General features: G+C 60.4%; 22 protein-coding genes. 6 read left to right on the top strand and 16 right to left on the bottom strand.

The features are described from left to right. Positions 1–17 precede the first annotated feature (17 nt). The 5 genes from TRL7639_RS00590 to TRL7639_RS00570 all read right to left on the bottom strand — a co-directional run bounded on the left by TRL7639_RS00590 (position 18) and on the right by TRL7639_RS00570 (position 6139). Positions 18–1616: an ABC transporter ATP-binding protein gene (locus TRL7639_RS00590; protein ID WP_085793884.1), complete on the bottom strand. Its 1599-nt coding sequence runs from the start codon at positions 1614–1616 to the stop codon at positions 18–20. Next, positions 1613–2428, bottom strand: a complete 816-nt coding sequence (locus TRL7639_RS00585; RefSeq protein ID WP_085793883.1) for an ABC transporter permease — start codon at positions 2426–2428, stop codon at positions 1613–1615. The genes TRL7639_RS00590 and TRL7639_RS00585 overlap by 4 nt, the downstream gene beginning before the upstream one ends. Positions 2429–2549: 121 nt before the next feature. Beyond that, complete coding sequence (locus TRL7639_RS00580; protein ID WP_085793882.1) at positions 2550–3497, bottom strand: ABC transporter permease; 948 nt, start codon at positions 3495–3497, stop codon at positions 2550–2552. 10 nt (positions 3498–3507) lie between these two features. Next, the gene (locus tag TRL7639_RS00575) at positions 3508–4521 is read right to left on the bottom strand and encodes a ligand-gated ion channel (RefSeq protein WP_235820219.1); all 1014 of its coding nucleotides are present in this window, start codon (positions 4519–4521) and stop codon (positions 3508–3510) included. Between the two features lie 130 nt (positions 4522–4651). Continuing rightward, entirely contained in the window at positions 4652–6139 is a 1488-nt protein-coding gene (locus tag TRL7639_RS00570; protein ID WP_085793880.1) for an ABC transporter substrate-binding protein, read from the bottom strand. Positions 6140–6313: 174 nt separating this feature from the next. On the opposite strand from TRL7639_RS00570, the gene panB reads away from it, so the two are divergent. From panB to TRL7639_RS00550, 4 genes are all read left to right on the top strand, one after another. Then, a complete protein-coding gene (gene panB / locus TRL7639_RS00565) occupies positions 6314–7153 on the top strand; it encodes a 3-methyl-2-oxobutanoate hydroxymethyltransferase (protein WP_085793879.1) in 840 nt (279 codons plus the stop codon). Further along, positions 7150–8001, top strand: a complete 852-nt coding sequence (gene panC, locus TRL7639_RS00560; protein ID WP_085793878.1) for a pantoate--beta-alanine ligase — start codon at positions 7150–7152, stop codon at positions 7999–8001. The genes panB and panC overlap by 4 nt, the downstream gene beginning before the upstream one ends. Positions 8002–8070: 69 nt before the next feature. Continuing rightward, positions 8071–9549, top strand: coding sequence for a glycerol kinase GlpK (glpK, locus tag TRL7639_RS00555; RefSeq protein WP_085793877.1), 1479 nt, complete (start codon positions 8071–8073; stop codon positions 9547–9549). Continuing rightward, complete coding sequence (locus TRL7639_RS00550; RefSeq protein ID WP_268875827.1) at positions 9513–9977, top strand: VOC family protein; 465 nt, start codon at positions 9513–9515, stop codon at positions 9975–9977. Before glpK ends, TRL7639_RS00550 begins: the two co-directional genes overlap by 37 nt. Before the next feature lie 278 nt (positions 9978–10255). On the opposite strand, the gene TRL7639_RS00545 is transcribed toward TRL7639_RS00550, so the two are convergent. The 11 genes from TRL7639_RS00545 to TRL7639_RS00495 form a co-directional block, all read right to left on the bottom strand. Beyond that, on the bottom strand, positions 10256–11509 hold the full coding sequence (locus TRL7639_RS00545) for a flavin-dependent oxidoreductase (RefSeq protein ID WP_085793875.1): 1254 nt from the start codon (positions 11507–11509) through the stop codon (positions 10256–10258). Positions 11510–11570: 61 nt separating this feature from the next. Continuing rightward, a complete protein-coding gene (gene idi / locus TRL7639_RS00540) occupies positions 11571–12113 on the bottom strand; it encodes an isopentenyl-diphosphate Delta-isomerase (RefSeq protein WP_085793874.1) in 543 nt (180 codons plus the stop codon). Between the two features lie 199 nt (positions 12114–12312). Next, entirely contained in the window at positions 12313–12726 is a 414-nt protein-coding gene (locus tag TRL7639_RS00535; RefSeq protein WP_085793873.1) for a c-type cytochrome, read from the bottom strand. 102 nt (positions 12727–12828) lie between these two features. Beyond that, the gene (locus TRL7639_RS00530; protein ID WP_085793872.1) at positions 12829–13845 is read right to left on the bottom strand and encodes a P1 family peptidase; all 1017 of its coding nucleotides are present in this window, start codon (positions 13843–13845) and stop codon (positions 12829–12831) included. Positions 13846–13849: 4 nt separating this feature from the next. After that, entirely contained in the window at positions 13850–14203 is a 354-nt protein-coding gene (locus tag TRL7639_RS00525; protein ID WP_085793871.1) for a cupin domain-containing protein, read from the bottom strand. Beyond that, a complete protein-coding gene (locus TRL7639_RS00520; protein ID WP_085793870.1) occupies positions 14200–14946 on the bottom strand; it encodes an SDR family oxidoreductase in 747 nt (248 codons plus the stop codon). Before TRL7639_RS00520 ends, TRL7639_RS00525 begins: the two co-directional genes overlap by 4 nt. A 316-nt stretch (positions 14947–15262) precedes the next feature. Further along, positions 15263–15682 carry an alternative ribosome rescue aminoacyl-tRNA hydrolase ArfB gene (arfB, locus tag TRL7639_RS00515; RefSeq protein WP_085793869.1) on the bottom strand — a complete coding sequence of 140 codons (420 nt, stop codon included), beginning with the start codon at positions 15680–15682 and terminating at the stop codon, positions 15263–15265. A 296-nt stretch (positions 15683–15978) separates the two neighbouring features. Continuing rightward, positions 15979–16608 (bottom strand): queuosine precursor transporter, encoded by a 630-nt coding sequence (locus TRL7639_RS00510; protein ID WP_085793868.1) that lies wholly within the window; start codon positions 16606–16608, stop codon positions 15979–15981. Between the two features lie 97 nt (positions 16609–16705). Continuing rightward, positions 16706–17551, bottom strand: coding sequence for an esterase-like activity of phytase family protein (locus TRL7639_RS00505; RefSeq protein WP_235820218.1), 846 nt, complete (start codon positions 17549–17551; stop codon positions 16706–16708). A gap of 11 nt (positions 17552–17562) precedes the next feature. After that, positions 17563–18399: a penicillin-insensitive murein endopeptidase gene (gene mepA / locus TRL7639_RS00500; protein WP_085796187.1), complete on the bottom strand. Its 837-nt coding sequence runs from the start codon at positions 18397–18399 to the stop codon at positions 17563–17565. Between the two features lie 25 nt (positions 18400–18424). Next, a complete protein-coding gene (locus TRL7639_RS00495) occupies positions 18425–19807 on the bottom strand; it encodes an MFS transporter (RefSeq protein ID WP_085796186.1) in 1383 nt (460 codons plus the stop codon). 190 nt (positions 19808–19997) lie between these two features. Here TRL7639_RS00495 and TRL7639_RS00490 point away from each other — a divergent pair, with 190 nt between their 5' ends. Both TRL7639_RS00490 and recQ read left to right on the top strand, forming a co-directional pair. Further along, on the top strand, positions 19998–20285 hold the full coding sequence (locus TRL7639_RS00490) for a YggT family protein (protein ID WP_085793866.1): 288 nt from the start codon (positions 19998–20000) through the stop codon (positions 20283–20285). A 100-nt stretch (positions 20286–20385) separates the two neighbouring features. Beyond that, positions 20386–22425: a DNA helicase RecQ gene (gene recQ, locus TRL7639_RS00485; RefSeq protein WP_085793865.1), complete on the top strand. Its 2040-nt coding sequence runs from the start codon at positions 20386–20388 to the stop codon at positions 22423–22425. The last annotated feature ends 28 nt before the right edge of the window (positions 22426–22453 follow it).

Genomic DNA, 22453 nt, shown 5'->3' with positions numbered 1-22453 from the left:
GGGCGCGAGTTGCGCAATCATGCAACCCCTTGTGTGATCTTGGGCAAGCGTGGGGCGGCAGCCAAAAGCGCCTCGGTATAGGGGTGCTGAGGGTCGGTAAACACCCGCTCGGTGTCGCCTTGTTCGACAATCTTGCCTGCTTGCATGACCATCACCCGGTCCGTGATCGTGCGCACCACGTTCAGATCGTGGCTGATGAACAAGTAAGTCAATTCATAGGCCTCACACAGTTCAGCCAACAGATCGAGGATTTGCGCACGCACCGAGACATCCAAAGCCGAGACCGCCTCGTCAAACAGGATCAACTCGGGCCGGATGATCAGCGCGCGCGCGATGGCGATGCGTTGCCGCTGGCCGCCAGAAAATTCGTGGATGTATTTCCCGGCATCATCTGGGGACAGGCCGACGGCTGTCAGCATCTCGGCAATGCGATCGCTGCGTTCCGCTCCTCGGGGTGGGGTATCGAGCAGGTAGAACGGCTCGGTGATCAACCGGTCCACTTTGTGGCGTGGGTTGAAGCTGCCGAATGGGTCTTGGAAAACCACCTGCATCTTGCGTCGCACCGCGCGGTTGGGCGTGTGGCCGGAAAACACCGGGTTGCCGTCCAACAGGATATGGCCGCGCTGAACCTCTTCGAGGCCCAGAATGGCCCGTGTCAGGGTCGACTTACCGCAACCGGATTCCCCTACCAACCCCAAGCGTTCGCCGCGGTGGAGGGTGAAACTGACGCCATCGACCGCGCGGTGAAACTCTGGTTTCGAAAAAAGCCGCGTGCGGGGCTTGCGATAGTCGCGCACCACATCGGCGACGGCCAGCAGCGGTTGCAAATCTGACACCGGGGGCAGTGTAACCTGGTGATCCGAGGCCTCGAACAACATCTGGGTATAGGGGTGCTGCATGTGGCGCAGCAGATGCCGGGTGTGCCCGGTTTCGACCACCTCACCGTTGCGCATGACCACGATCTGATCGGCAAGATCGGCGACAACGGCCAAGTCATGGGTGATCATCAACATTCCCATGCCATATTCGGTCACCAGCCCCTGAAGCAGGTCGAGGATCTGCGCCTGCGTCGTAACATCAAGTGCTGTAGTTGGCTCATCTGCGATCAACAAGCGAGGACGCAAGGCAATGGCCATGGCGATGACGACGCGTTGGCGTTGTCCGCCCGACAGCTCATGCGGAAACCGTGAAAGAGGGAAGCGGTCAGGGGGCAGGCCGACGCGAGTCAGAACCTCGCGCGCGCGCTCTTCGGCTTGGGCCGGTGGCATGGCCTTGTGGATCAGGATCGTTTCCATCACCTGGTCGCCGATGGTCTTGACTGGGTTGAGTGCCGTCATCGGTTCCTGAAACACCATCCCGATGGATTGACCGCGCAAGGCGCACATCTGCTCTTCGGGCAGGTCTAGCAGCTCTTGGCCGTCCAGCTGGATCGACCCCTGGGCCCGGGCTGCTTGGGGCAACAACTGCATCACCGCAAGGGCCGTCATCGACTTGCCGGATCCGCTCTCGCCTGTCACGGCCACGATCTCACCCGGGCCAAGTGTCAGGTCGACACCCTTGAGAATGTCATGCGCCCCAATCGACAGGGATAGGTTCCGGATCTCAAGCAGGCTCATGTACGGGCCACCCGGATGCGGGGGTCGAGCCAATCGCGCAGCCCGTCGCCCATGAGGTTCAGACCCAGCACCGTCAGGATGATGGCACAGCCGGGGATCAAGGCCAGATGCGGCGCAAAGCTGACCATCGTTTGAGCATCCGCCAGCATGCGGCCCCAACTGGGTGTGGGGGGCTGTGCGCCCAGACCGACGTAGCTGAGGCCTGCCTCGGCCAGTATGCCCAGGCTGAACTGGATGGTGCCCTGCACGATCAACAGGTTCGCAACGTTGGGCAGGATGTGTTCGGCTGAAATGCGTGCGGCCCCTTTGCCAGCGACGCGGGCGGCCATGATGAACTCGCGTTCCCAAAGCGACAATGCAGCCCCGCGGGTGATGCGGGCGAAAACGGGGATATTGAAGATGCCGATGGCGATGATGGCGTTGATCGCGCCTGCGCCGAAGATGGCGGTGATCAGTATGGCGATGACAAGCGAGGGGAAGGCAAAGACCAGATCATTGCCGCGCATGATCACCTCATCCAGCCACGATCCCTTGCGCGCGGCAGCGGTCAGGCCAAGTGGGACACCAGCGGCCATGCCGATGCCAACAGCGACCAAAGCAACAGCGATTGAGGTACGGGCGCCGACCATGATCATCGACAGCATATCGCGGCCAAAGTGATCCGTGCCCAACCAATGGGTCGCGTTTGGCGGCTTCAACTTGTTGGGGATGTCGAGCGCGGTGTGATCGTAGGGCGTCCACACAAATGAAAGTACGGCGGCAAGCACCACGAGTGACGATAGGGCCGTACCAAAGATCAGATTGCGGCTCATGATGACAGTCCGAGCCGGGAGGGGGCACCGTGGGCGAGGCCGTATGGTCGCGCTGCGTCCATACGGCCTCGCCCACGGCGCGGTCCCGCAAAATCGAGAGGGAGTACCACAACTCGACCGATCATGTCCGGCTCCTCAGGCGTGGGTCGACGGCAGCATAGGCCAGATCAACGACGAAATTCACAACGATCACCGCGAAGACCAGGAGCATTACCACCGACTCCACCACAATCAGATCGCGGGACGAAATCGCTTGAAATACCAGCCGCCCCAAGCCTGGCAAGTAGAACACCTGTTCGATGATGATCGATCCGGCAAGCAGGAAGGAAAACTGCAACCCGATGATCGTCAACACCGGGATCAGTGCATTGCGCAGCCCGTGGCGCCACAGGGCTTGACGGCGGCTGAGACCTTTGGCGCGGGCCGTGCGCATAAAGTCCTCTCCCAGCACATCCAGCAGCGCCGATCGCATGACACGGGCAAGGATGGCAGCCTGTGGCAGCGCCAGCGCAATGGCGGGCAAGGTCAGCGACTGCAGCGCGGCCCACCCCCCCTTGTCCCAGCCCGCAAAACCACCCGCGCTAAACCAGCGCAGGTTAATGGCAAACACCAGCACCAGCATCATTGCAAACCAGAAGTTGGGCACTGCCACACCCAACTGTGTGGCTCCCATCACTGCGATGTCCCCGGGCTTGCCCCGGCGCGAGGCGGCGTAGATGCCCGCAGGAAAGGCGATGAGTGTCGACAGTGTCAGTGCATAAAGCGCCAGCGGCAAGGACACCCACATCCGGTCCGCGATCATCTGCGACACCGGCGTTCGATACGTGTAAGATGTGCCGAAATCCCCGGTTAGCATACCGCCGACCCAATCCAGGTATCGCTCGGTTTTGGGTACGTCCAAACCCAGCTCGGCCCGAAGGGCTGCCAACGTGTCGGGCTGCGCGTTCACCCCAAGCATGAAGGAAGCCGGGTCCCCTGGGGCCACTTCGATCACAGCAAAGATCACCAGCGAGGCGACCGCAAGGCTGAGGATCAGCGACAACAGGCGTTTGAGGGCATAGCGTAGCATCGGCGCAGGGTCAGGACACAACGAGATAGTTCATGACAGCAAACCCCACGATGGCGGCATACCCCAACGGATAAATCCACTTGATCGCATAGTTGTCGAGCTTACGCGCCAAATCTTCGCGACCCGAGGTTTTGAGCCGCCTGAGCAGGACGCTGAATATGATGATCGCACCGGTGACGACAAACATCCATTGCAGGATGAAATCCAGGAAAGTCAGGTATCCCAGTTTCGGCAAGTCATCCGAGATCACCCAGTTGAAAGCCACAAACACCAGCAGGTTAGCCCCCGCAATCTCGATCCGTTTGCGGTATTCGTCCAGAAAGAACAGCGCCCAACTGCAGGCGATCAGAACCAGCATCGGCATGAAGATACGGATGGCATAATACATGACGTGCCGCCGCCCTTCGAACGCAAGCGCAACTTTGGCACTGGGGGCTCCGGACAGGCCGGTGGTGGTGCTCAGCACCATGTTGGGGCGTTCAAGGATCCATTCTTCTTCGCCCAGCAGCTCACCCAGGCCCGAAAACTCTTCGAGCACCGTGTATTGAACGACATCTGCTGGAAAGACCGAGACGATTTCGAAAAAGAACTGCTGCTGATCAAAGGGGTATTTCTTAAAGTTGAAATAGGGCGCCTGCAACGTCAGCGAGGATTTTTCGAAATAGGTCACCTGTCCGGTGTGCTCGATGGCGACGACGGATTGATGGATCCAGCGGTTCGATTGCTGGTTCTGGATGACAAAGGCCGGCACGATCGTCGGCAGGCTGGAGGCGTATTCGACAAAAGCCTCGGGCTTTACAATACGCGCGTCGCGGCCGATCTCGTCGCGGTCAAAGGCAAGCGCCGGGTCGTGCCAGCGCGCGCGGATTGTCGCCACGGCGCCAAAGTTTTCAGATTTTTGGTCGACAAATGAGATCTGGTCAATATGGATGCCAACCCCAACCTGAAGCGGGTTTTCGGGCGTGCCAAGGGCCCTGTCCATGTCAGATCGGAACAGACCCTGCGCCAAGGCCTGAACGGGCATCAGCAGGACCGTCGCAAGCAACAGGCAGAGCAGCAGCAGAATTGGCTTTGAAAAACGTAAGGTATTCATATCACGCAGAAAGTATCGAAGTCCTTCACCGGGCCCGATTGTGGGCCCGGCAGTGTATTGGTTATTCGGCCCAGCTGACGGCGGTCAGATCGTTGGCTGCGGTTGGGGCGTTGACCCACAAGCCCTGAACGCCCGCCTTGGCGACGCTCAAAGCGGCCAACTGGAACAGATAACCGTTCACGTAATCTTCCGATATCATGGTCTGCGCCTGGCCCAAAAGCTTGGTCCGCTCGTCCGGGTCGGTTGTCGAATTCAGCGTTGTCATCAGATCCTGAAAGGCCGGGTTGTCGTACTGGAAGTAGTATTCGGGTCGGGCGTAGATGCCGATGTCCATCGGCTCGGTATGGCTGACGATGGTCAGGCCAAAGTTCTTGCCTCGGAACACCGTTTCCAGCCACTGCGCCCATTCGACGTTGGTAATCTCGGCCTTGATGCCGACCTCGGCCAGTTGTGCCGCGATGATTTCGCCCCCACGGCGCGCATAAGACGGCGGCGGCAGGTGCAGGGTTGTCTCAAAGCCATCGGCAAACCCCGCTTCGGCCAGCAGCGCCTTGGCCTTTTCCGGGTCATAGGCGGAATTGCCGGTCAGATCGACATAGGCCGGGTGGTGCGGGGCGAAATGTGTGCCAATGGGCGTGCCATATCCAAACATCGCACCATCGACGATGGCCTGACGATCAATGGCATGGGCCAGCGCCTGACGGACGCGCACATCATCAAAAGGCGGTTGCTTGTTGTTGGTCGACAAGATGGTCTCACCCTCGGTCGATCCGACAAGAACCTGGAACCGCGGATCCGCATCAAACTGTGGCAGGTTTTCGGGGGCGGGGAAACCGCTGAAGACATCCACATCTTCGGCCATCACTGCGGCAAAGGCGGCGGTGGGGTCCGAAATGAACTTGAACGTGGCCTTTTCCAGCGCCGGCTGATCGCCCCAGTAATCGGCGTTGCGTTCCAGGTCGATCTTGTCGCCCTGCACCCAGCCCGCGAATTTGAAGGCGCCAGTGCCGATGGGGTTGGTCTTGATATCGTCAATGCTTTCGGGCGCGACGATCACCGCATCGCCCCATGCCATGTTGAACAGGAAATTGCCGTTGGGCTCTTTGAGCGTGACCTTGACGGTCAGCGGATCGACTACCGCAACATCGGTGATCCCGGCGAACAGGGCCTTTTGTGCGTTGGCGCTGTCTTCGGCCCGGGCCCGGTCCAGGCTGAACTTGACGTCTTCGGCATCCATTGTGGTGCCATCGTGAAAGGTCACACCGTCGTGCAACTTGAAGGTATAGACCGTGCCGTCATCCGAGATTTCCCAGCTTTCAGCCAGGCCCGGTACGATGGCGCCATCGCCCATGAATCGGGTCAGCCCCTCGAACACATTGGTGTAAACAACCGAGTCGATGGCCTGTGCTGCAGCGCTGGTCGGGTCGAGGTGAGGCGGCTCCAATTGCATTGCGACGGTGATGTCCGACTTGGCAAACGCCTGTGTGGCCAACAGGCTGACGCTTAGCGCCAAAGCCGTTCGAAATGTGTGTTTGAATGCATGTCCCATTATGTTCTCCCCAACAATATGTCGCGTGCCCGATCCGGGAATCTGGCTGCCTAATCAACACTGTTTCCTTAAACCTCGGGTCAATCAAGGAAATGTTGGCGCAACCGGTCTTTATGTGCGCGGTGCAGAAATGCTATGCCGCGCCGCAACATAATACTCCCGCAGGAGGGAACCATGAGTGCCACTGCCCGCAAGCAAGCGCCAAATGCTGAAGATATCCGTGCCCGAAAAGGGGGCGAACCGCTGGTCAGTTTGACCGCCTATACCACGCCGATGGCCAAATTCATGGACGCGCATTGCGACTTTGTTCTTGTGGGCGACAGCGTCGGCATGGTGCTGCATGGGCTGACCTCGACCCTGGGTGTGACGATGGACATGATGATCATGCATGGCCAGGCCGTGGCACGCGGGCTGTCCAGCGCGATGATGGTGATCGACATGCCGTTCGCGTCCTACGAAGAGGGGGCACAACAGGCGTTTCGCAACGCTGCGCGGTTGATGGCGGAAACGGGTGCCGGGGCCGTAAAGCTCGAAGGCGGGGTCGAAATGGCCGAAACCATCCGCTTTCTGGTCAAGCGCGGTATCCCGGTGATGGCGCATATCGGCCTGACGCCACAGTCGATCAACACCCTTGGCGGCTATAAGGTCCAAGGTCGCGATGCGCAAGCCGAGGCGGTTTTGGCTGATGCCCATGCCGTGGCGGACGCGGGAGCGTTTTCGGTCGTGCTGGAAAAGGTGCCACAAAAACTGGCGGATCAGATCACGGCTGAGATTGCCATTCCAACCATTGGCATCGGTGCCTCTGCAGGGTGTGACGGTCAGATTCTGGTTGTTGACGACATGCTGGGCTTTTTCACTGCTTTCAAACCGAAGTTCGTCAAACGCTATGCCGATCTGGGCGATCAGGCCGAGGCCGCAATCGCCGAATATGCAGCCGAGGTGCGCGCGCGCAGCTTCCCCGCTGTGGAGCATGTGTTCGCCGATCAGGCTCCCGCAAAAGGGTCCAAGACATGACTGCCCCAATTCTGCGCTCTCTGGCCGAGTTGCGTGATCTGACTGCCACCTGGAAACGGGCGGGAGAATGCATTGGTGTGGTGCCCACCATGGGGGCATTGCATGCAGGCCATCTGTCGCTGGCGCAGGCCGCGCGCACAGGGTGCGACCGGGTAATTGTCACGATTTTTGTGAACCCCAAGCAGTTCAACAACCCCGAGGATCTGGAAAACTATCCCCGGACTGAGCATGAGGATGCGGAAAAATTGGCGCCCTTGGGCATCGACGCGATCTATGTGCCGGGACCGAATGAGGTTTATCCCAGCGGCTTTGCAACAAACGTCTCCGTCTCGGGCCTGACAGATGTGATGGAGGGCGAGTTTCGCCCCGGTCACTTCGACGGCGTGGCGACCGTGGTGGCAAAACTGTTCCTGCAGACCTCTGCCGACCGGGCCTATTTCGGGCAGAAGGATTATCAGCAACTGATGCTGGTCACCCGAATGGCCCGCGATCTGGATATTCCGACCGAAGTCATTGGCTGCCCAACCGTGCGCGAGCCTTCGGGTCTCGCCATGTCCTCGCGCAACCTTCGCCTGTCGGACGAGGGGCTGATCAAGGCCGCACAACTGAACCCGATCATGCAAGACGTGGTTCAGGCGCTGGCGCAAGGGGGGTCCTTTGCGCCATTGGCGAAACAGGCGCGAGACCGGTTGGAGCAGGCCGGGTTCACTGGCATCGAATACTTCGATCTGCGCTGCGCAACCTCGTTGGAGGCTCTGGACACACCTACGCGTCCCGCGCGGATGCTGGTGGCGGCCTGGATGGAGGGCGTGCGCCTGATCGACAACATCGAAGTGCCAAAGGTCTGAAATCTGGGCTGGAACGTGTCCCCGTGCTCGGGCTAACCTCGCTGAAAATTCAGCGGGGAGCGCGCGGCAATGACCTATATTCTGGCAATCGATCAGGGCACCACATCCAGTCGGGCGATCCTGTTTGATGGTGACATGGCGCGCGTGGGCACTGCGCAGCAGGAGTTCACACAGCATTTCCCGCAAGCCGGATGGGTTGAGCACGATGCCGAAGAGATCTGGTCGACCACTCTGGCGGTCTGCCAAGAAGTCTTGGCCAATCACGGCATTGGTTCGGACCAGATCGCGGGGATCGGCATCACCAACCAGCGCGAAACCACCGTTTTGTGGGACCGTGAAACCGGCAAGCCCCTGCACAATGCCATCGTCTGGCAGGATCGCCGCACCGCTGCGATCTGCGATGCGTTCCGTAGCGAGGGGTGCGAGGATGATATTGTCGCCCAAACCGGCTTGCTGCTGGACCCCTATTTCTCGGGCACTAAGGTCAAATGGTTGCTTGACACCATTCCCGGCGCGCGGGAACGAGCGGAACGGGGTGAGGTTCTGTTCGGAACCATCGACAGTTTTCTGATCTGGCGTCTTACGGGCGGCAAGGTGCATGCCACCGATGCCACCAACGCGGCGCGGACCCTGCTGTTCAACATTCACACCGGTGAGTGGAGCCCCGAGATCTGTGATCTGTTGCATGTGCCCGTGGCCATGCTGCCCGAAGTGCGTGATTGCGCCGCGGACTTCGGCTCAACCGAGCTGTTTGGCGGATCAATTCCCATACTGGGCGTGGCTGGCGATCAGCAGGCGGCAACCATGGGGCAGGCTTGTTTTCAGCCGGGCATGATGAAATCCACCTATGGCACTGGCTGTTTCGCGCTGCTCAACACCGGGTCGGACCCGGTGGTGTCGAACAACCGGCTGCTGACCACCATTGCCTATCAGCTGGGCGGGCAGAGGACATATGCGCTCGAAGGGTCGATCTTTATCGCAGGGGCCGCCGTGCAATGGCTGCGCGATGGCCTGGGGATTATCGAAAGCGCTCCGCAAAGTGGTGAGCTGGCCGCGCAGGCCGATCCGGCGCAGAACGTGGTGCTGGTGCCTGCGTTTACGGGCCTCGGTGCGCCTTATTGGAAACCCGATTGTCGCGGTGCGGTCTTTGGCCTGACCCGCAATTCCGGCCCAGCCGAGTTCTCTAAGGCCGCACTGGAGAGCATCGCCTATCAGACCCGCGATCTGTGGGAGGCGATGCAAGGGGACTGGGGCGGCGACGCCGACGTGACCTTGCGCGTGGATGGCGGCATGAGTGCTTCTAATTGGGCGATGCAGGGGTTGTCGAACTTGTTGGGCGCGTCCGTGGACCGTCCGGTAATGCAGGAAACAACAGCGCTTGGCGCAGCGTGGCTTGCGGGGATGCAGGCGGGGGTCTATCCGGATCAGGCAGGCTTTGCCGACACCTGGGCTCTGGATCAGCGGTTCGACCCCAAGATGGCAGAGGCCGATCGCGAAGCGGCTTATGCGCGGTGGAAAACGGCCGTGGCAGCAGCAATGGCGTTTTGAGGGTTTCCCACCTCAATATCGTGGCCAGAGACGTGGATCGGCTGGCCGAATTCTATCGGCGGGTCTTTGGTTGCCAGGATCTGCGACCCCCGCGCGAGTTGTCAGGCAAGGCCGTGGACCGCGGCATCGGGTTGCGTGGGGCAAAGATCCGCTCGGTCTGGCTGTCCTTACCCGGGGCAGTTGATATGTTCCTGGAACTCTTTGAGTTTGCGGCTTACGAAGATCGCCCTGCAGGCAGCGCCAATTCGGCGGGCTACGCGCATGTTGCTTTTGAGGTCGAAGATCTGCAGGCAGCTCATGAAGGCATCCTGCAAGCAGGTGGGTCCGCCTTGGGCGAGGTTACGAATCTGGGGTCCGACGAGACGCCGTATTTTGCCGTCTATATGCGCGATCCCGAGGGCAATATCATCGAGCTTGAAGGGAGGTAAAACAAGGTTTGCTTCAGGTTCGGGGGTGCTCCCGCCCGTCGTCAATTTTTCTTGTCAGAAAAACCTCCTCCCGTTGGGCCGTGCCGCGCTGCGCGCGGCATTTGGCGTTGCGCCGAACGCGAGGCGATCGTCGCTACCTTGGTCGCGAGAGGGCTGTCTTGCGGCAAATCTATGCGACCCGACGGGACCGCGCCGCGCAAAGCGCGGCGCTACGCCCAAGGCCGTTCGTGGTGCTGACGCAGTCAGGATCGCGCGGGCGCGGGAGCTCCCCCGCCCTCTTACTCGGACAATCGTGCACCTTCGGGAATGATCTTGGACTTGGCGTTCAGGGCTTCGATCGAAAAGCCGGCGGTGGTTTTGTACTTCTCGGCGTGTGATGCCAAATCGGCACGGGGAATGACGTCATTGATGTCGTCGAAATCACCGCCACACAGATCCTCCACCCGTTGCAGCACCGCGTCAGGCCCGCCGCCCGCCCGATTGGCCAAGCCCACGCCTGTTGTCACTGGCCGAACTTGGTCCTCGTAAGCCTTCAGCGCTCGAGATGTCACCCCATGCTCCAGCAGACAAGCGCCAACCACGCGGGCGTCGACGATGGCCTGGCTCGCACCATTTGAGCCGATCGGATAGGTCGGATGCGCCGCGTCGCCCATCAGGCTCACGGCCCCATGCGTCCAACGCGGCAACGGGTCGCGGTCAACCATCGGATATTCATAAACCGCCTGCGCGCCCTTGATCAGTGCCGGAACATCAACCCAATCGAACTGCCAGCCTGCAAAATCAGGCAGGAAATCCGCGATGTCAGCGGGGCGGTTCCAATCCTCTTTCTTCCAGGCTGCATCCAGGGCAAAGCGCTTTTCCGCGATCCAGTTGATGGTGGTCATTCCGCTGCCCGCGTCCGGCACCGAGATCGGATAGGCCACAATGCGCAGGTCATCGTGACCGATCATCACCATTGCGGCCCCGCCGCGGAACTCGGGCGCTTGGGTTGTTGCGCGCCACAGCACGCGCCCGTTCCAGATCGGTTCGCCTTCGTCCGGGTACATCTGCGCGCGCAGGGCAGAATGGATGCCATCTGCAGCCACGACCAAGGATCCGGTCTCGGATCGCCCCCCCTCCAACAACAGGGTCGATGCACCCTCGAACCCAACCGCGCGCGCCCCGGTTTCGATGCAATCGGGCCCGGCGCGGTCGACCAGGGCGCGATAGAGCATCATCTGCAATTCGCCCCGATGGACCGAGTACTGCGGCCAAGAGTAGCCAGCCCAGGTGCCGCGCGGCTCTTCCCAGATGGTTTTGCCCAGTTTCGAATAGAACCCGTATTGCTTGGTGCGCACACCGATGGCATCCAACTCGTGCTCCAACCCCATCTCGAACAGCTCGCGCACGGCGTTGGGCTGCAAGTTGATGCCCACGCCCATGGGGCGGATCTCTTGAGTGGCTTCAAAAATACGGAATGGCACGCCGATCTGGTGCAATGTCAGCCCAAGGCTCAGCCCCGCGATGCCGCCCCCGGCAATCAGAATGGTCAATGTTTCTCTCCCCTAGCTCAGGCAAGAGAACCAAGTTCGAATGTAACTGACAAGGGTGGCCTCAGGCCTTGGCCGAGATAATCAGGTCCGGACCAAAGATGGTGTCGGCGTGATGCTGCAGATAAATCTTGAGCCAGGGCGTGAACCGTTCGGGGTGGCGCTGCACCTCGGCCAGCAGGTCGTGATAGTCGATCCAGCGGGTCTCCATCACCTCATCCGGGTTTGGCTCCATCGCCAGATCCCCGCGCGCATGAGCGAGGAAGACATCGACCACCTCGTTCTCGACCATGCCGTTACCAACATCGGCATGGTATTCCAGCCGGTGGCGGTATTCGGGATACAAACCAGTAATCCCAAGTTCTTCGTTCAGACGGCGCACGGCGCATGTGCTCGAGGTTTCGTCCCAGTCGGGATGGGTGCAGCAGGTGTTCGCCCACAGACCCGGCGTGTGGTATTTGTTCATCGCGCGCCGCTGGATCAGGATATCCATACCGCGCACGACAAAGACCGACACGGCCTTGTGTTTGAGGCCCTTTTCGTGCGCCTCAAGCTTGTCTACGGGTGCCAGCTCTCCATCCACCCAGGCGGGGATCAGGATGCCCATGTCGATATTCCTGGAATGTGATGCTGTGTGCGGGTCATGAAGGGTCGGTGTGCAAAGTGTCTGGTCGAGTTGATGGAACGCAAAGGGCGCAAAGCAGCCCCGTGACATCAAAGGTGGCGTCGAACGTCAAGCCGATCAATCGCACGAAAGGCCGCAGGGGCTGCGGCCTTTTGTTCCTTTTGCGCAGATTGGCCCGGAATTACTCGGCCACGACGCTTTCAAGATAGGCATAGATGTCTTCCGAACCCTTCTTGAGCTTGAACGACATCTTGGATTTGGCCGATGTGTTGTCGAGATAGGTCTTCAGGAACCCCTTGGGGTCCTTGGTGTACTCGGCAAAGTTTTCCGCATCCCAGACCAGGCCCTTTTCACCGGCTTCCACCAGGCTGGCGCCGTATTTGAACCCATCAACAGTGCCTGCAGTGCGGCCCGCGATGCCATAAAGGTTCGGGCCGGTTTTTCCGCCCTTCAGGATGGTGTCGCCCGCATCGGACACGATGGTGTGGCAGGCTTTGCACTTGTTGAAGGCTTTCTTGCCTTTCTCGGCGTCGCCCTCGGCCAGGGCAGGCACGGCCAGCAGGCCGACAATCATCGTCGCAACAAGACGTTTCATGGCTTATCTCCATTAAATTGGCTGCCCCTAAAGAGGGGGCGCACGGCGCGAGAGTCAAAACGTCACTTTGACGCGCACCCCGGATGCGCGGGAATTTTGGCGTTAGCCTCTGTTGGCCTGGGACCATGTCGGCAAAAGATCGCCGGGCGCGGGTGTAGCCAAATAGACCGCGCGGCAGATGGCACGCGACAGACAAAGGGCTGCGGCGTGGCCGATCATTGTCAGATCGCGTTCCGGGTTGGATAACAGGCGTGCCCCGGTCGATACCGAAAACACCAGGTCTCCGTCCCCCGGTGAATGGGCCGGAACCGTGGCGCGTGCGATGCCATCGTGGGCGGCGATGGCCATCCGCTGGCATTGCGCCTTGGACAGGTTCGCATCGGTGGCGACAATGGCGATGGTGGTATTGGCGCGGTCCTGTGATTGCTGCCGCATCGCCATCAGCTTGCGGCTGTCCTGGCTGCGCCCCAGGCCACCGTTTGGATCCGGACCAACGCCGCCGAACTCGGCGTCTATTTCGAAATTTGCCGCCCAGAAATGCCGATCCCCCGGTGTTGTGACACTGCCCATCGGATTGACGCCAACCAGGGCCCCAACCGTTGTGCCGTCGCCCATCACCAGCGAGGCCGAACCCAAGCCCCCTTTGAGCATCGAGGTCAGCGCCCCGGTGCCCGCCCCGATGGTGCCCAGATCGAATGTATCACTCGCGGCCTCGAACGCGGCGCGCCCCAAGGCGCGATAAGGGTTCTCGGACCAGTCCTTTTGCCCACCATTGAGCAGGTCGAACAGGATTGCACCAGGGACCAGAGGAATGATCGCCTGCCCGACCTGAAACCCGCGCCCCTGCGCGCGCAGCCCATCGACAACACCGGAACAGGCATCCAGCCCGTAAGCCGATCCGCCCGATAGGGTCAGTGCCTCGACCCGGGCCACGGATTTGTCGGGGGCCAGCAGATCGGTTTCGCGGGTGCCGGGGGCGCCGCCCATGACATGGACCGAGGCGGTAAAGGGCTTGGCTGCAGTCAGAACCGTGGTGCCGGATTTCAGGGTGTTGTCCTGCGCATTGCCGACCAACAGGCCATCGACATCGGTGATCAGGTTCTTGGGACCGGGCTGCATGGCGTCATATCCTGGGTTTGGGCGCGGCAGTTGCTGGATCGCCAGTGTTTGGCACACCTTTGGGTTCGATCAACAGCACCTTGCATTCGGCATCGGCGCGGGGTCGATGGGTTACGCCCCTGGGCACGACATAAAGCTCGCCTGCGCGTACGGTCTCGGGTGCTTGCCCTTCGATGTCCATCACCATTTCCCCCTCAAGGACGAAGAAGAAGTCATCGGTATCCTCGTGGTGATGAAAGGGAAACGCGCCCTGAAACTTGACCACCATCACGTCGTTGTCGTTGTAATCGGCAACCACATGCGGATCCCAATGAGATGTGAACCGCGCCAGTTTTTCGGTCAGGTTCACACGGCTCATATGCACCGGCCCCCGTCGACTTCCATCGCAACCCCGGTGATCATGCTGGCCTCGTCCGAGCACAGGAAACAGGCCGCGTTGCCCATATCCTCGGGCTGGGAAAAGCGGCCCAGGGGGATGGTCGAGAGGAATTTGGCGCGCACCTCTGGCGTGTCCTCACCCATGAAGGATTTCAAAAGCGGCGTTTCTCCGGCCACCGGGTTGATCGCGTTCACCCGCACACCCGAGGGGGCCAGTTCGACCGCCATCGCCTTGGTCGCGGTGATCATCCAACCCTTTGAGGCGTTGTACCAATTCAGGTTCGGTCTGGGAGAGACACCAGCAGTCGAGGCAACATTGAGGACGGAACCGGAACCGCGTTCTTTCATGTGGGGAACAAGGGCACGGGCAGTCAGGTAGACGGATTTCATGTTCACATTGAACACGCGGTCGAAATCCGCCTCGCTCACATCCTCGAGCGGGGTAGGCAGGTGGGTGACGCCCGCGTTGTTGACCAGTATGTCGAGGTGGCCGAGTTTGGCCAAAGCCGCTTCGGCCATGGCATCGACGGAAACCGCGTTACCAACATCGACCTGATGGGCGATTGCATCGCCATCCATCTGGTTGGCGATCTCCTGGGCGGCATCCAAATTTATGTCTGCAATCATCACACGTGCACCTTCGGACACGAACTTGGCCACGATGCCCGCACCAAAGCCTGACCCGCCTCCGGTCACAATGGCTGTTTTGCCCTGCAGTCTCATGTGTTTCCTCTCCCCTGAAAACGCGATGTTGGGGGTACACTAACAGCGCGCGCAAAGGACGCCAGCCCAAAGCGATCGCGAAGTCGGCTCTTCAGGACACGGGGGTGCTCCCGCCCGTCGTCAATTTTTCTTGCAGAAAAACCTCCTCCCGTTGGGCCGGGCCGCGCTTCGCGCGGCGGGTCTCGCCTATGCAGAACAGGTGCCCCAAGCGGAACCGCGCCGAGCCGAGGGCTCGGCGCCCGGCCCAAGGCCGTTAGCTGAGCTGACGCAGTCAGGTCTGCTCGGGCGCGGGAGCACCCCCGAGCCTGCACAGGTTTCAATCGTCGGTAATTCTGCCACGCAGGGATTTGACCTCGCTGCGCGCCTTTTTGGCTTGCAGCCTGCGCCGAACCGATCCCTTGGTGGGTTTGGTCGCGATCCGGCGTTTTGGGGCTTCCAGCGCCTTTTGGATCAGGACCACCAGTCGTTCGCGCACGATCTCGCGGTTGCGGATCTGCGAACGGGTTTCGTCGCACTGCAAGATCAGCGCGCCCTCTTTGGTCCATCGACGTCCCGCCAGCCGTCTAAGGCGGGTCTTTACCGCCCCCGGCAAGGACGGCGACCGCTCAGCTTCGAACCGCAGTTCCACCGCAGTCGACACCTTGTTGACGTTCTGCCCCCCGGGGCCAGAGGCTCGCATGAAACTCTCCGTCAACTCCCAGTCCTGAATGGATATGTCATCTGTGATCCGCAGCATGGCGCGACCTTACAGCGGCCCCCGCACGTCAAACAGAGTAAAATCGAAAAGGGCCGCCCAATATCGGACGGCCCTTCGAAAGGTTCAGGAGGTCGGGTCGGTCAGAGCATGCTCACGGACCTGAACTCAGATCGTTTCGGGTGGCGTTGCCGCCAAGGGTTGCCCTAAAAGGCGCGCTCCCGAATTGTTCCGACACCTCTCTCCAATCTCTTTCTCGACACTGGATCACCTCCTTTTCTTTTGTTGAACTCAAGACCGAGCGTGACACGGGTTTCCGAATTCTCCAAATGAAATCGTCAGGCTGCGCTGCCGTTGGGGTCCAGACGCCGAACAATCAGGCGGAAAGGGATCAGCGCAATCAGGGCCAGGGAAAGTTTGACCAGCCAGTCGGCAAAGGCCAGCGAAACCCAAAGCGGCGCAACAGGACCAACACCCAGCATCGGGATGGCTTCGTTTGCCCAGGACACATCGTTGCCGGGTTCCAGCCAGGCCAGCTGCGCCGAAAATGCGATCGAAAAGAAAAAGGCCGTGTCCACGCAAGAGCCGATCAGGGTCGAGGCCAACGGCGCGCGCCACCATTTGCCGCCACGCAGGGCGGCAAAGATGCTGACGTCCAGCATCTGTGCGGTCAAGAATGCGATGCCCGACCCCATAGCGATGCGCAGCGTGACCAGCGGGCCGAATTCGCCCATGATCTGTGTGCCGATCAGCGAGCAGACTACGCCTACGACAAAGCCCACAAACACAACTCGACGTGCCGGACCTGCGCCATAAACGCGGCTCATCACATCAGTGACCAGGAATGCGAGTGGATAGGTGAAGGCTCCCCATGTCAGCCATTGGCCAAACAGGAATTGAACCAGGATGTTCGAGGCCACAACAATGGCGGCCATGGCAAGAATGCCGGGTAGATGTGCGCGTGTCATATGTCTGAGCCCGTTTTTTTGACAAGGTAGCGGCGACTTGTCCCGCCAGACTGACGGGTAAGCGGCGCGTTTAGCCAAAAACACCGACCAAAGCAAGTCAGTCGGGCAGCGTGTATTCCACCAGCTCGGTTTGTTGGATGATCAGAAAGTTGTCATCCGCCACCATCGTGGCCCGCAACTGCCCTGCGGCGTCGCGCCAAATAGAGACCCCTTCGAGATTGTCATGGGTACCGGACCGAGTCCGCAAAAGGATCGTGCCGTCCTCTGGCATACCGCTGCTCAAGTCCCAGCGACGCAATTGGGTTCGAAACCCCAGAAACCCAGCAGCGCGTTCCAGCAGATAGAACCGCCCATCAGGTCCAAAATCCGCGCCCACGGGCAGGAATTTCCCTGATTTCGGCAGGGAAAAGGGCTGCGACCAGGCGCGCCCGCTCCAGCGATAGACGGGAATGCGTCCATCAGCGGTCAGCCCTTTCTCCGGCATCGTGTAAAGCCGACCACTGTCGTCGATCGCCAGGGACTCGAACGAGCCGTTGCCGGCCATCTGTTTGAACGCATCAGGGTGCAGCAACACATTTGTCGTGTTGTCGCCCCTGTTGTAGCGCGCAATCCTGTGGATGCCCTCGAACGAGATATAGACAGAGCCATCCTTGCTGATTGCCATTCCTTCGGAATCGCCTGCCACCCCCCTCAGGGTCTCGCCCTTGCTCGACAGCACGCGCGCGCTCGAGGTGATGTCGATGTTGCTGACGGTCGCGCCGTTTCGCGAAACACGAGCGGTCAGAATGATACCCCGATCGTTGAGCAGCGTCATGTCGCGCCCATTCTCGGACATCTCCAATGCGGACAGACCGCCAAACCATGGGGACGTGTGGTGCCAACTGTAGCTGCTCAGAAAAGTGGCCTTGGCCGTATCCACCGCGACAACAGATCCTGTCAGCAAAAATGTGAAAACTACTGAGACTGCAAGACCGAGACGCATTGTTTGGGAAGATCCGCTAGGACGTATTCACGCCGTTTCTTGGGGGGAGGCGCGTTAGGATCACGCGGCTTCGGAGGGGGTGGGCTGATGATGTTATTGACCCAGGTTTGCGCTTCGGCGCAACCATCCCCCTTGGGAGGGGGATCCTGATTGACGCACCCTTTTGCGTTGCGCGGACATTTCAGGCGCACATGGAAATGATAGTGGTGCCCATACCAGGGCCTGATCTTGCGCAGATAGGCGCGATTGCCTTTTTCGGCGTTGCACATCGCAACCTTGGCGCCGGGGAAGACAAAGATGCGCGCGGTGCGTTTGTCCTTGGCGGCGGCCTTGATGATCTCGTGATGCTGGCGGGTCCAGTTGCTGTTCACAAAGGCCCCCTTGTTGCGGCGCAGCGAAATGGACGAGATGCTTTCGCGTTGCTGACGCGACAGGCGCAGGTTGTTGGCGGGCAGCATCCAGATATCGATGTCCAACCCGATCTGATGGCTACGGTGTCCGGTTAGCATCGGCCCGCCACGTGGTTGGCTGATGTCCCCGATATAAAGCCCGCTCCACCCACGCTGTTTCGCGGCTTTGCGGCTGAGCTTTTCGATGAAATCGATTGTTTCGGGATGACCCCAGTTGCGATTGCGCGACAGGCGCATCGCCTGCCAGGTCGGACCGGTTTCCGGCAGTTGCACCGAGCCTGAGGCACAGCCCTTGGAATAGCTGCCAAATGCGCTGGCGCGTTGGCGCGAGCCGGTGTCCATTGCCCCGAACAGCTGTTTCGCCAGAGGTTCGGCCGAACCCGGCAAGGCCAGCACCATCAGGGCCAACCCATAGACCAGAGATTTAACCAGAGGGTTCACTCGTACGTACTCCTTGCGGTTTCACCCAGCGTAGCAGGAAGAGCCCAAGGATAAAGAGTAGAATGACAGGTGACACCCCAAGACGCGCGCTTCCGGTCATCGTGGTGGCAACGCCGATCAGGATCGGGGCGATAAAGGCCGTGGCACGTCCGGACAGGCCATAAAGACCAAAGCTCTCTGTCGGAGCATCGGGGTCGGCGTGTCGCACCATAAGGGAACGGGATGTGGCCTGAAGCACACCTCCCATACCGCCGATCATGACGCCGCAAACCATGAAGATCGTGTCAGGCAGGCTGGATCCCGCGGCCAGCGGCAGGCCAAAGATTGCTTCGCGCGACATGCCCACCACGATGGCGCAGACCACGATCAACACCCAGATGGACCCGACGATAACCGGTTTGGGACCATATCGCGTGTCCAGCTTACCTCCGATCCAGCTGCAAATCGTGGCCGATATGGCGCCCAGAATACCAAAGATGCCGATCTGCGTGACGGGCCATCCCAGCACGCCCACCGCATAGATCCCACCAAATGTGTACAGGCCGTTCAACGCATCCCGATAGAACATCGACGCCGCCAGATAGGCCGACAAGCTGGGTTGATGGCGTAGATTGGCGATGGAATGGCGCAGCATCGCCAAGGCCTCGGACACCTTGCCTGACCCGCGCCGCTGGCGTGGCATGCGCACCCAGCGAAAATAAGGTATCATGAAGATCACGTACCAGACTGCGGTAAAAGGACCGACAAAGCGGGTGCCCTCACGCATGTCAGCATTCAACAGGCCCAGCCCGGGCTCTAGCCCAGCAATTGTGCGGCCATTCCCCTGCTCGGCGAACAGAGCAAGAATGATCATCAGCGCCAGAACACCACCAGCATATCCAAAAGCAAAGCCAGAGCCTGAGATCTTGCCCACCTCGTCTTCGCCCCCCAGGTCGGGAAGCTGCGAATTGGTAAAGATCAACGCATATTCGGCACCGATGAAGCCAAAGGCAAACAGGCCCAGCATAAGATACAGGTTCGATCCATCCAGCGCAGTGAACCACAGGCCGGTCGCACCGATCACATACATGATCGAAAACACCACAACCCAAGGCCGTGTGCGCCCGGTCGTATCTGCAAAGGCCCCCATGATCGGTGCGCCAAAGGCGATCACCAATCCGGCCAGGGCCATTCCCCAGGCCCAAAGCGTTTGAGCACTGGCTGCCGCCATTTTGGCATCTTGGCCTTGGGTCATGAAAAACTCGGCTGCGACACCCGCAAAGAATGGACCAAAGATAAAGGTCACCAACAGGGTGTGATACGGCTGGCTGGCCCAGTCAAAGAACCACCACCCCCAAACGCGCTTGCGCGCAGAAATCTCTGCCATCTTCATCCCCAATGCAATTGGTTCGATATGACGGGCATTTGGCAAGTGACGCAAGGAATATCACATGATGCTATTCGCGCCGTGGCCAGCGCGGCACACATGGGCCGCGTCAACCATCGCCGCGTGCGGCTCTTGCCCTTTTTGGTGGCGGTGACTAGGTGTCGGTAAGACTAAACCGGAGAACGCGCCCATGATGGCAATTTACGGACCGCTGCAACTGATCCTACAAGTCGTATGGTTCTTTATCATTGCGCATGTGATCATGAGCTGGTTGATCAACTTTCAGATCCTCAACCTGCATCAGCAGATGGTCGCACAGATCTGGTATGGCCTGAACCGCATCCTGGAGCCGATCTATCGCCCGATCCGCAACGTCCTGCCGGACTTGGGCGGCATCGATCTGGCGCCGTTGGTGGCCTTGTTGGTGGTGATCTCATTGCAGAGCTACATCCTGCCATCGATCTTTGGCTTCATCTGATTCCTTCTGGGTCGGCTTGTCGCTCTTGTTCACGGAATCTTAGTATGTGATTGTGTCTGCTAAGAGCAGACACACAAGATACTGATAAGGCACCCGCCCCATGTTCGACGCCGCGCCGCTGTTGCGAGATGTCTTTGGATTCGACGCCTTCCGCCCCGGGCAGGAAGAGATCGTCGATGCCGTGACCGCAGGCGAAAACGTGCTGGCCATCATGCCCACGGGCGGCGGTAAATCCCTGTGTTTCCAGCTGCCTGCGCTGATACGCGAGGGGGTCACGGTGGTGATCTCTCCGCTGATTGCCCTGATGCGCGACCAGGTGCGCGCGCTACAAGAGGCGGGCGTGGCGGCCGGGGCGCTGACATCCGGCAACACACCCGAAGAGACCGAAGCGGTTTGGGCCGCGTTGGATGCGGGCGAGTTGAAATTGCTCTACATGGCGCCCGAACGTCTGGCCTCGGGTGCGGCTATGGGCATGCTGCGTCGGATCGGGGTCAGCCTGATCGCCGTGGACGAGGCGCACTGCGTCAGCCAATGGGGGCATGATTTCCGCCCCGATTACCTGCGCATCGGCGAGCTGCGCCGCGCCTTGGACGTGCCGCTGGCAGCCTTTACCGCAACGGCAGATGCGGAAACGCAGGACGAGATCGTCGAAAAGCTGTTCGACGGTGTCCCGCCGCGCGCCTTTTTGCGCGGGTTCGACCGGCCTAACATCCACCTCGCCTTTTCCGCCAAGGACAATCCCCGCCGCCAGATCATGGAATTTGCTGCCGCGCGCAAAGGGCAATCCGGCATCGTCTATTGCGGCACCCGCAACAAGACCGAGACCCTGTCGCAAGCCCTGCGCGAGGCCGGGCATTCCGCCTGCTACTATCACGGCGGGATGGAGGCCGAAGATCGCCGCATCGTGGAAACCCGATTTGCCCGCGAGGATGGGTTGATCGTGGTGGCGACCGTGGCCTTTGGCATGGGCATCGACAAACCGGACATCCGCTGGGTTGCGCACGCCGACCTGCCAAAGTCGATCGAGGCCTATTATCAGGAGATCGGCCGCGCCGGGCGCGATGGGGGACCTGCGGAAACGCTGACGCTCTTTGGCCCCGACGACATCCGCCTGCGCCGCTCGCAGATTGACGAGGGGTTGGCCCCGCCCGAACGCCGCGCGGCAGATCACGCCCGGCTGAATTCGCTGCTTGGCTTGGCTGAGGCGTTGGAATGCCGCCGCAAGACCCTGCTGGGGTATTTTGGCGAGGCGGATGTGACCTGCGGCAAATGCGATCTGTGTGACACGCCTGCCGATGTATTTGATGGCACCACGCCCGTGCGCATGGCGCTCTCGGCGATCCTGCGGACCGAAGAATGGTTCGGCTCGGGTCACCTGATCGACATTCTGCTGGGCAATGAAACAGACAAGGTCCGCGCCCGCCGTCACGATCAACTGCCCACCTACGGCGTGGGCAAAGAATACAGCAAGCCACAATGGCAGGCGATATTCCGGCAAATGATGGGGCATGATCTGGTGCGCCCGGACCCCGAACGCCACGGTGCGCTTCGCATGACCGAAATCGCCAAGCCGATCCTCAAGGGCGAGGCCGACATTCGCCTGCGCCGCGATTCCATCCGCAAGGCGGCCCGGCGGCCAGCGGTCAAGGCGATGGTCTCGGACGAGGATGCACCGCTGCTTTCCGCGCTCAAGGCCAAGCGTCGCGCACTGGCCGAGGCCGCCAAAGTGCCCGCTTATGTGATTTTCCCGGATCGCACCCTGATCGAAATGGCCGAGCGTCGCCCTGCTTCGCTGGATCAGATGGCGCGTGTCGCCGGCGTTGGAGCCAAGAAGCTGGAGCGCTATGGCTCACTCTTTCTTGAAGTGATCACCGGCGCGATTGAAGAGCTGCATCCGGCCCGGCGCAAGCTGGCGGTGCGGGATCGCGGTGATATCTATGATCAACTGCTTGAAAAGCAAACGGAATTGGCGCGCGGCACCGGTGGGATCGACAAGCCGCTCAGCTGCTCGGCCTCGCAATTGGCCAAGGTGGCACAGCTGAAACCTGATGATCGTCATGGGCTGGAACGGGTGCTGGGCGAACGCCGCGCGGAACGTTTTGGCGATGCCTTTCTGGACGTACTACGCGCTGCGGGCTAAGTCTGCGGGAACCGACAAATTGGGGGCA

The organism is Falsiruegeria litorea R37, assembly GCF_900172225.1.
GTDB lineage: Bacteria > Pseudomonadota > Alphaproteobacteria > Rhodobacterales > Rhodobacteraceae > Falsiruegeria > Falsiruegeria litorea.
This window is presented reverse-complemented; position numbering and strand designations above follow the sequence as displayed.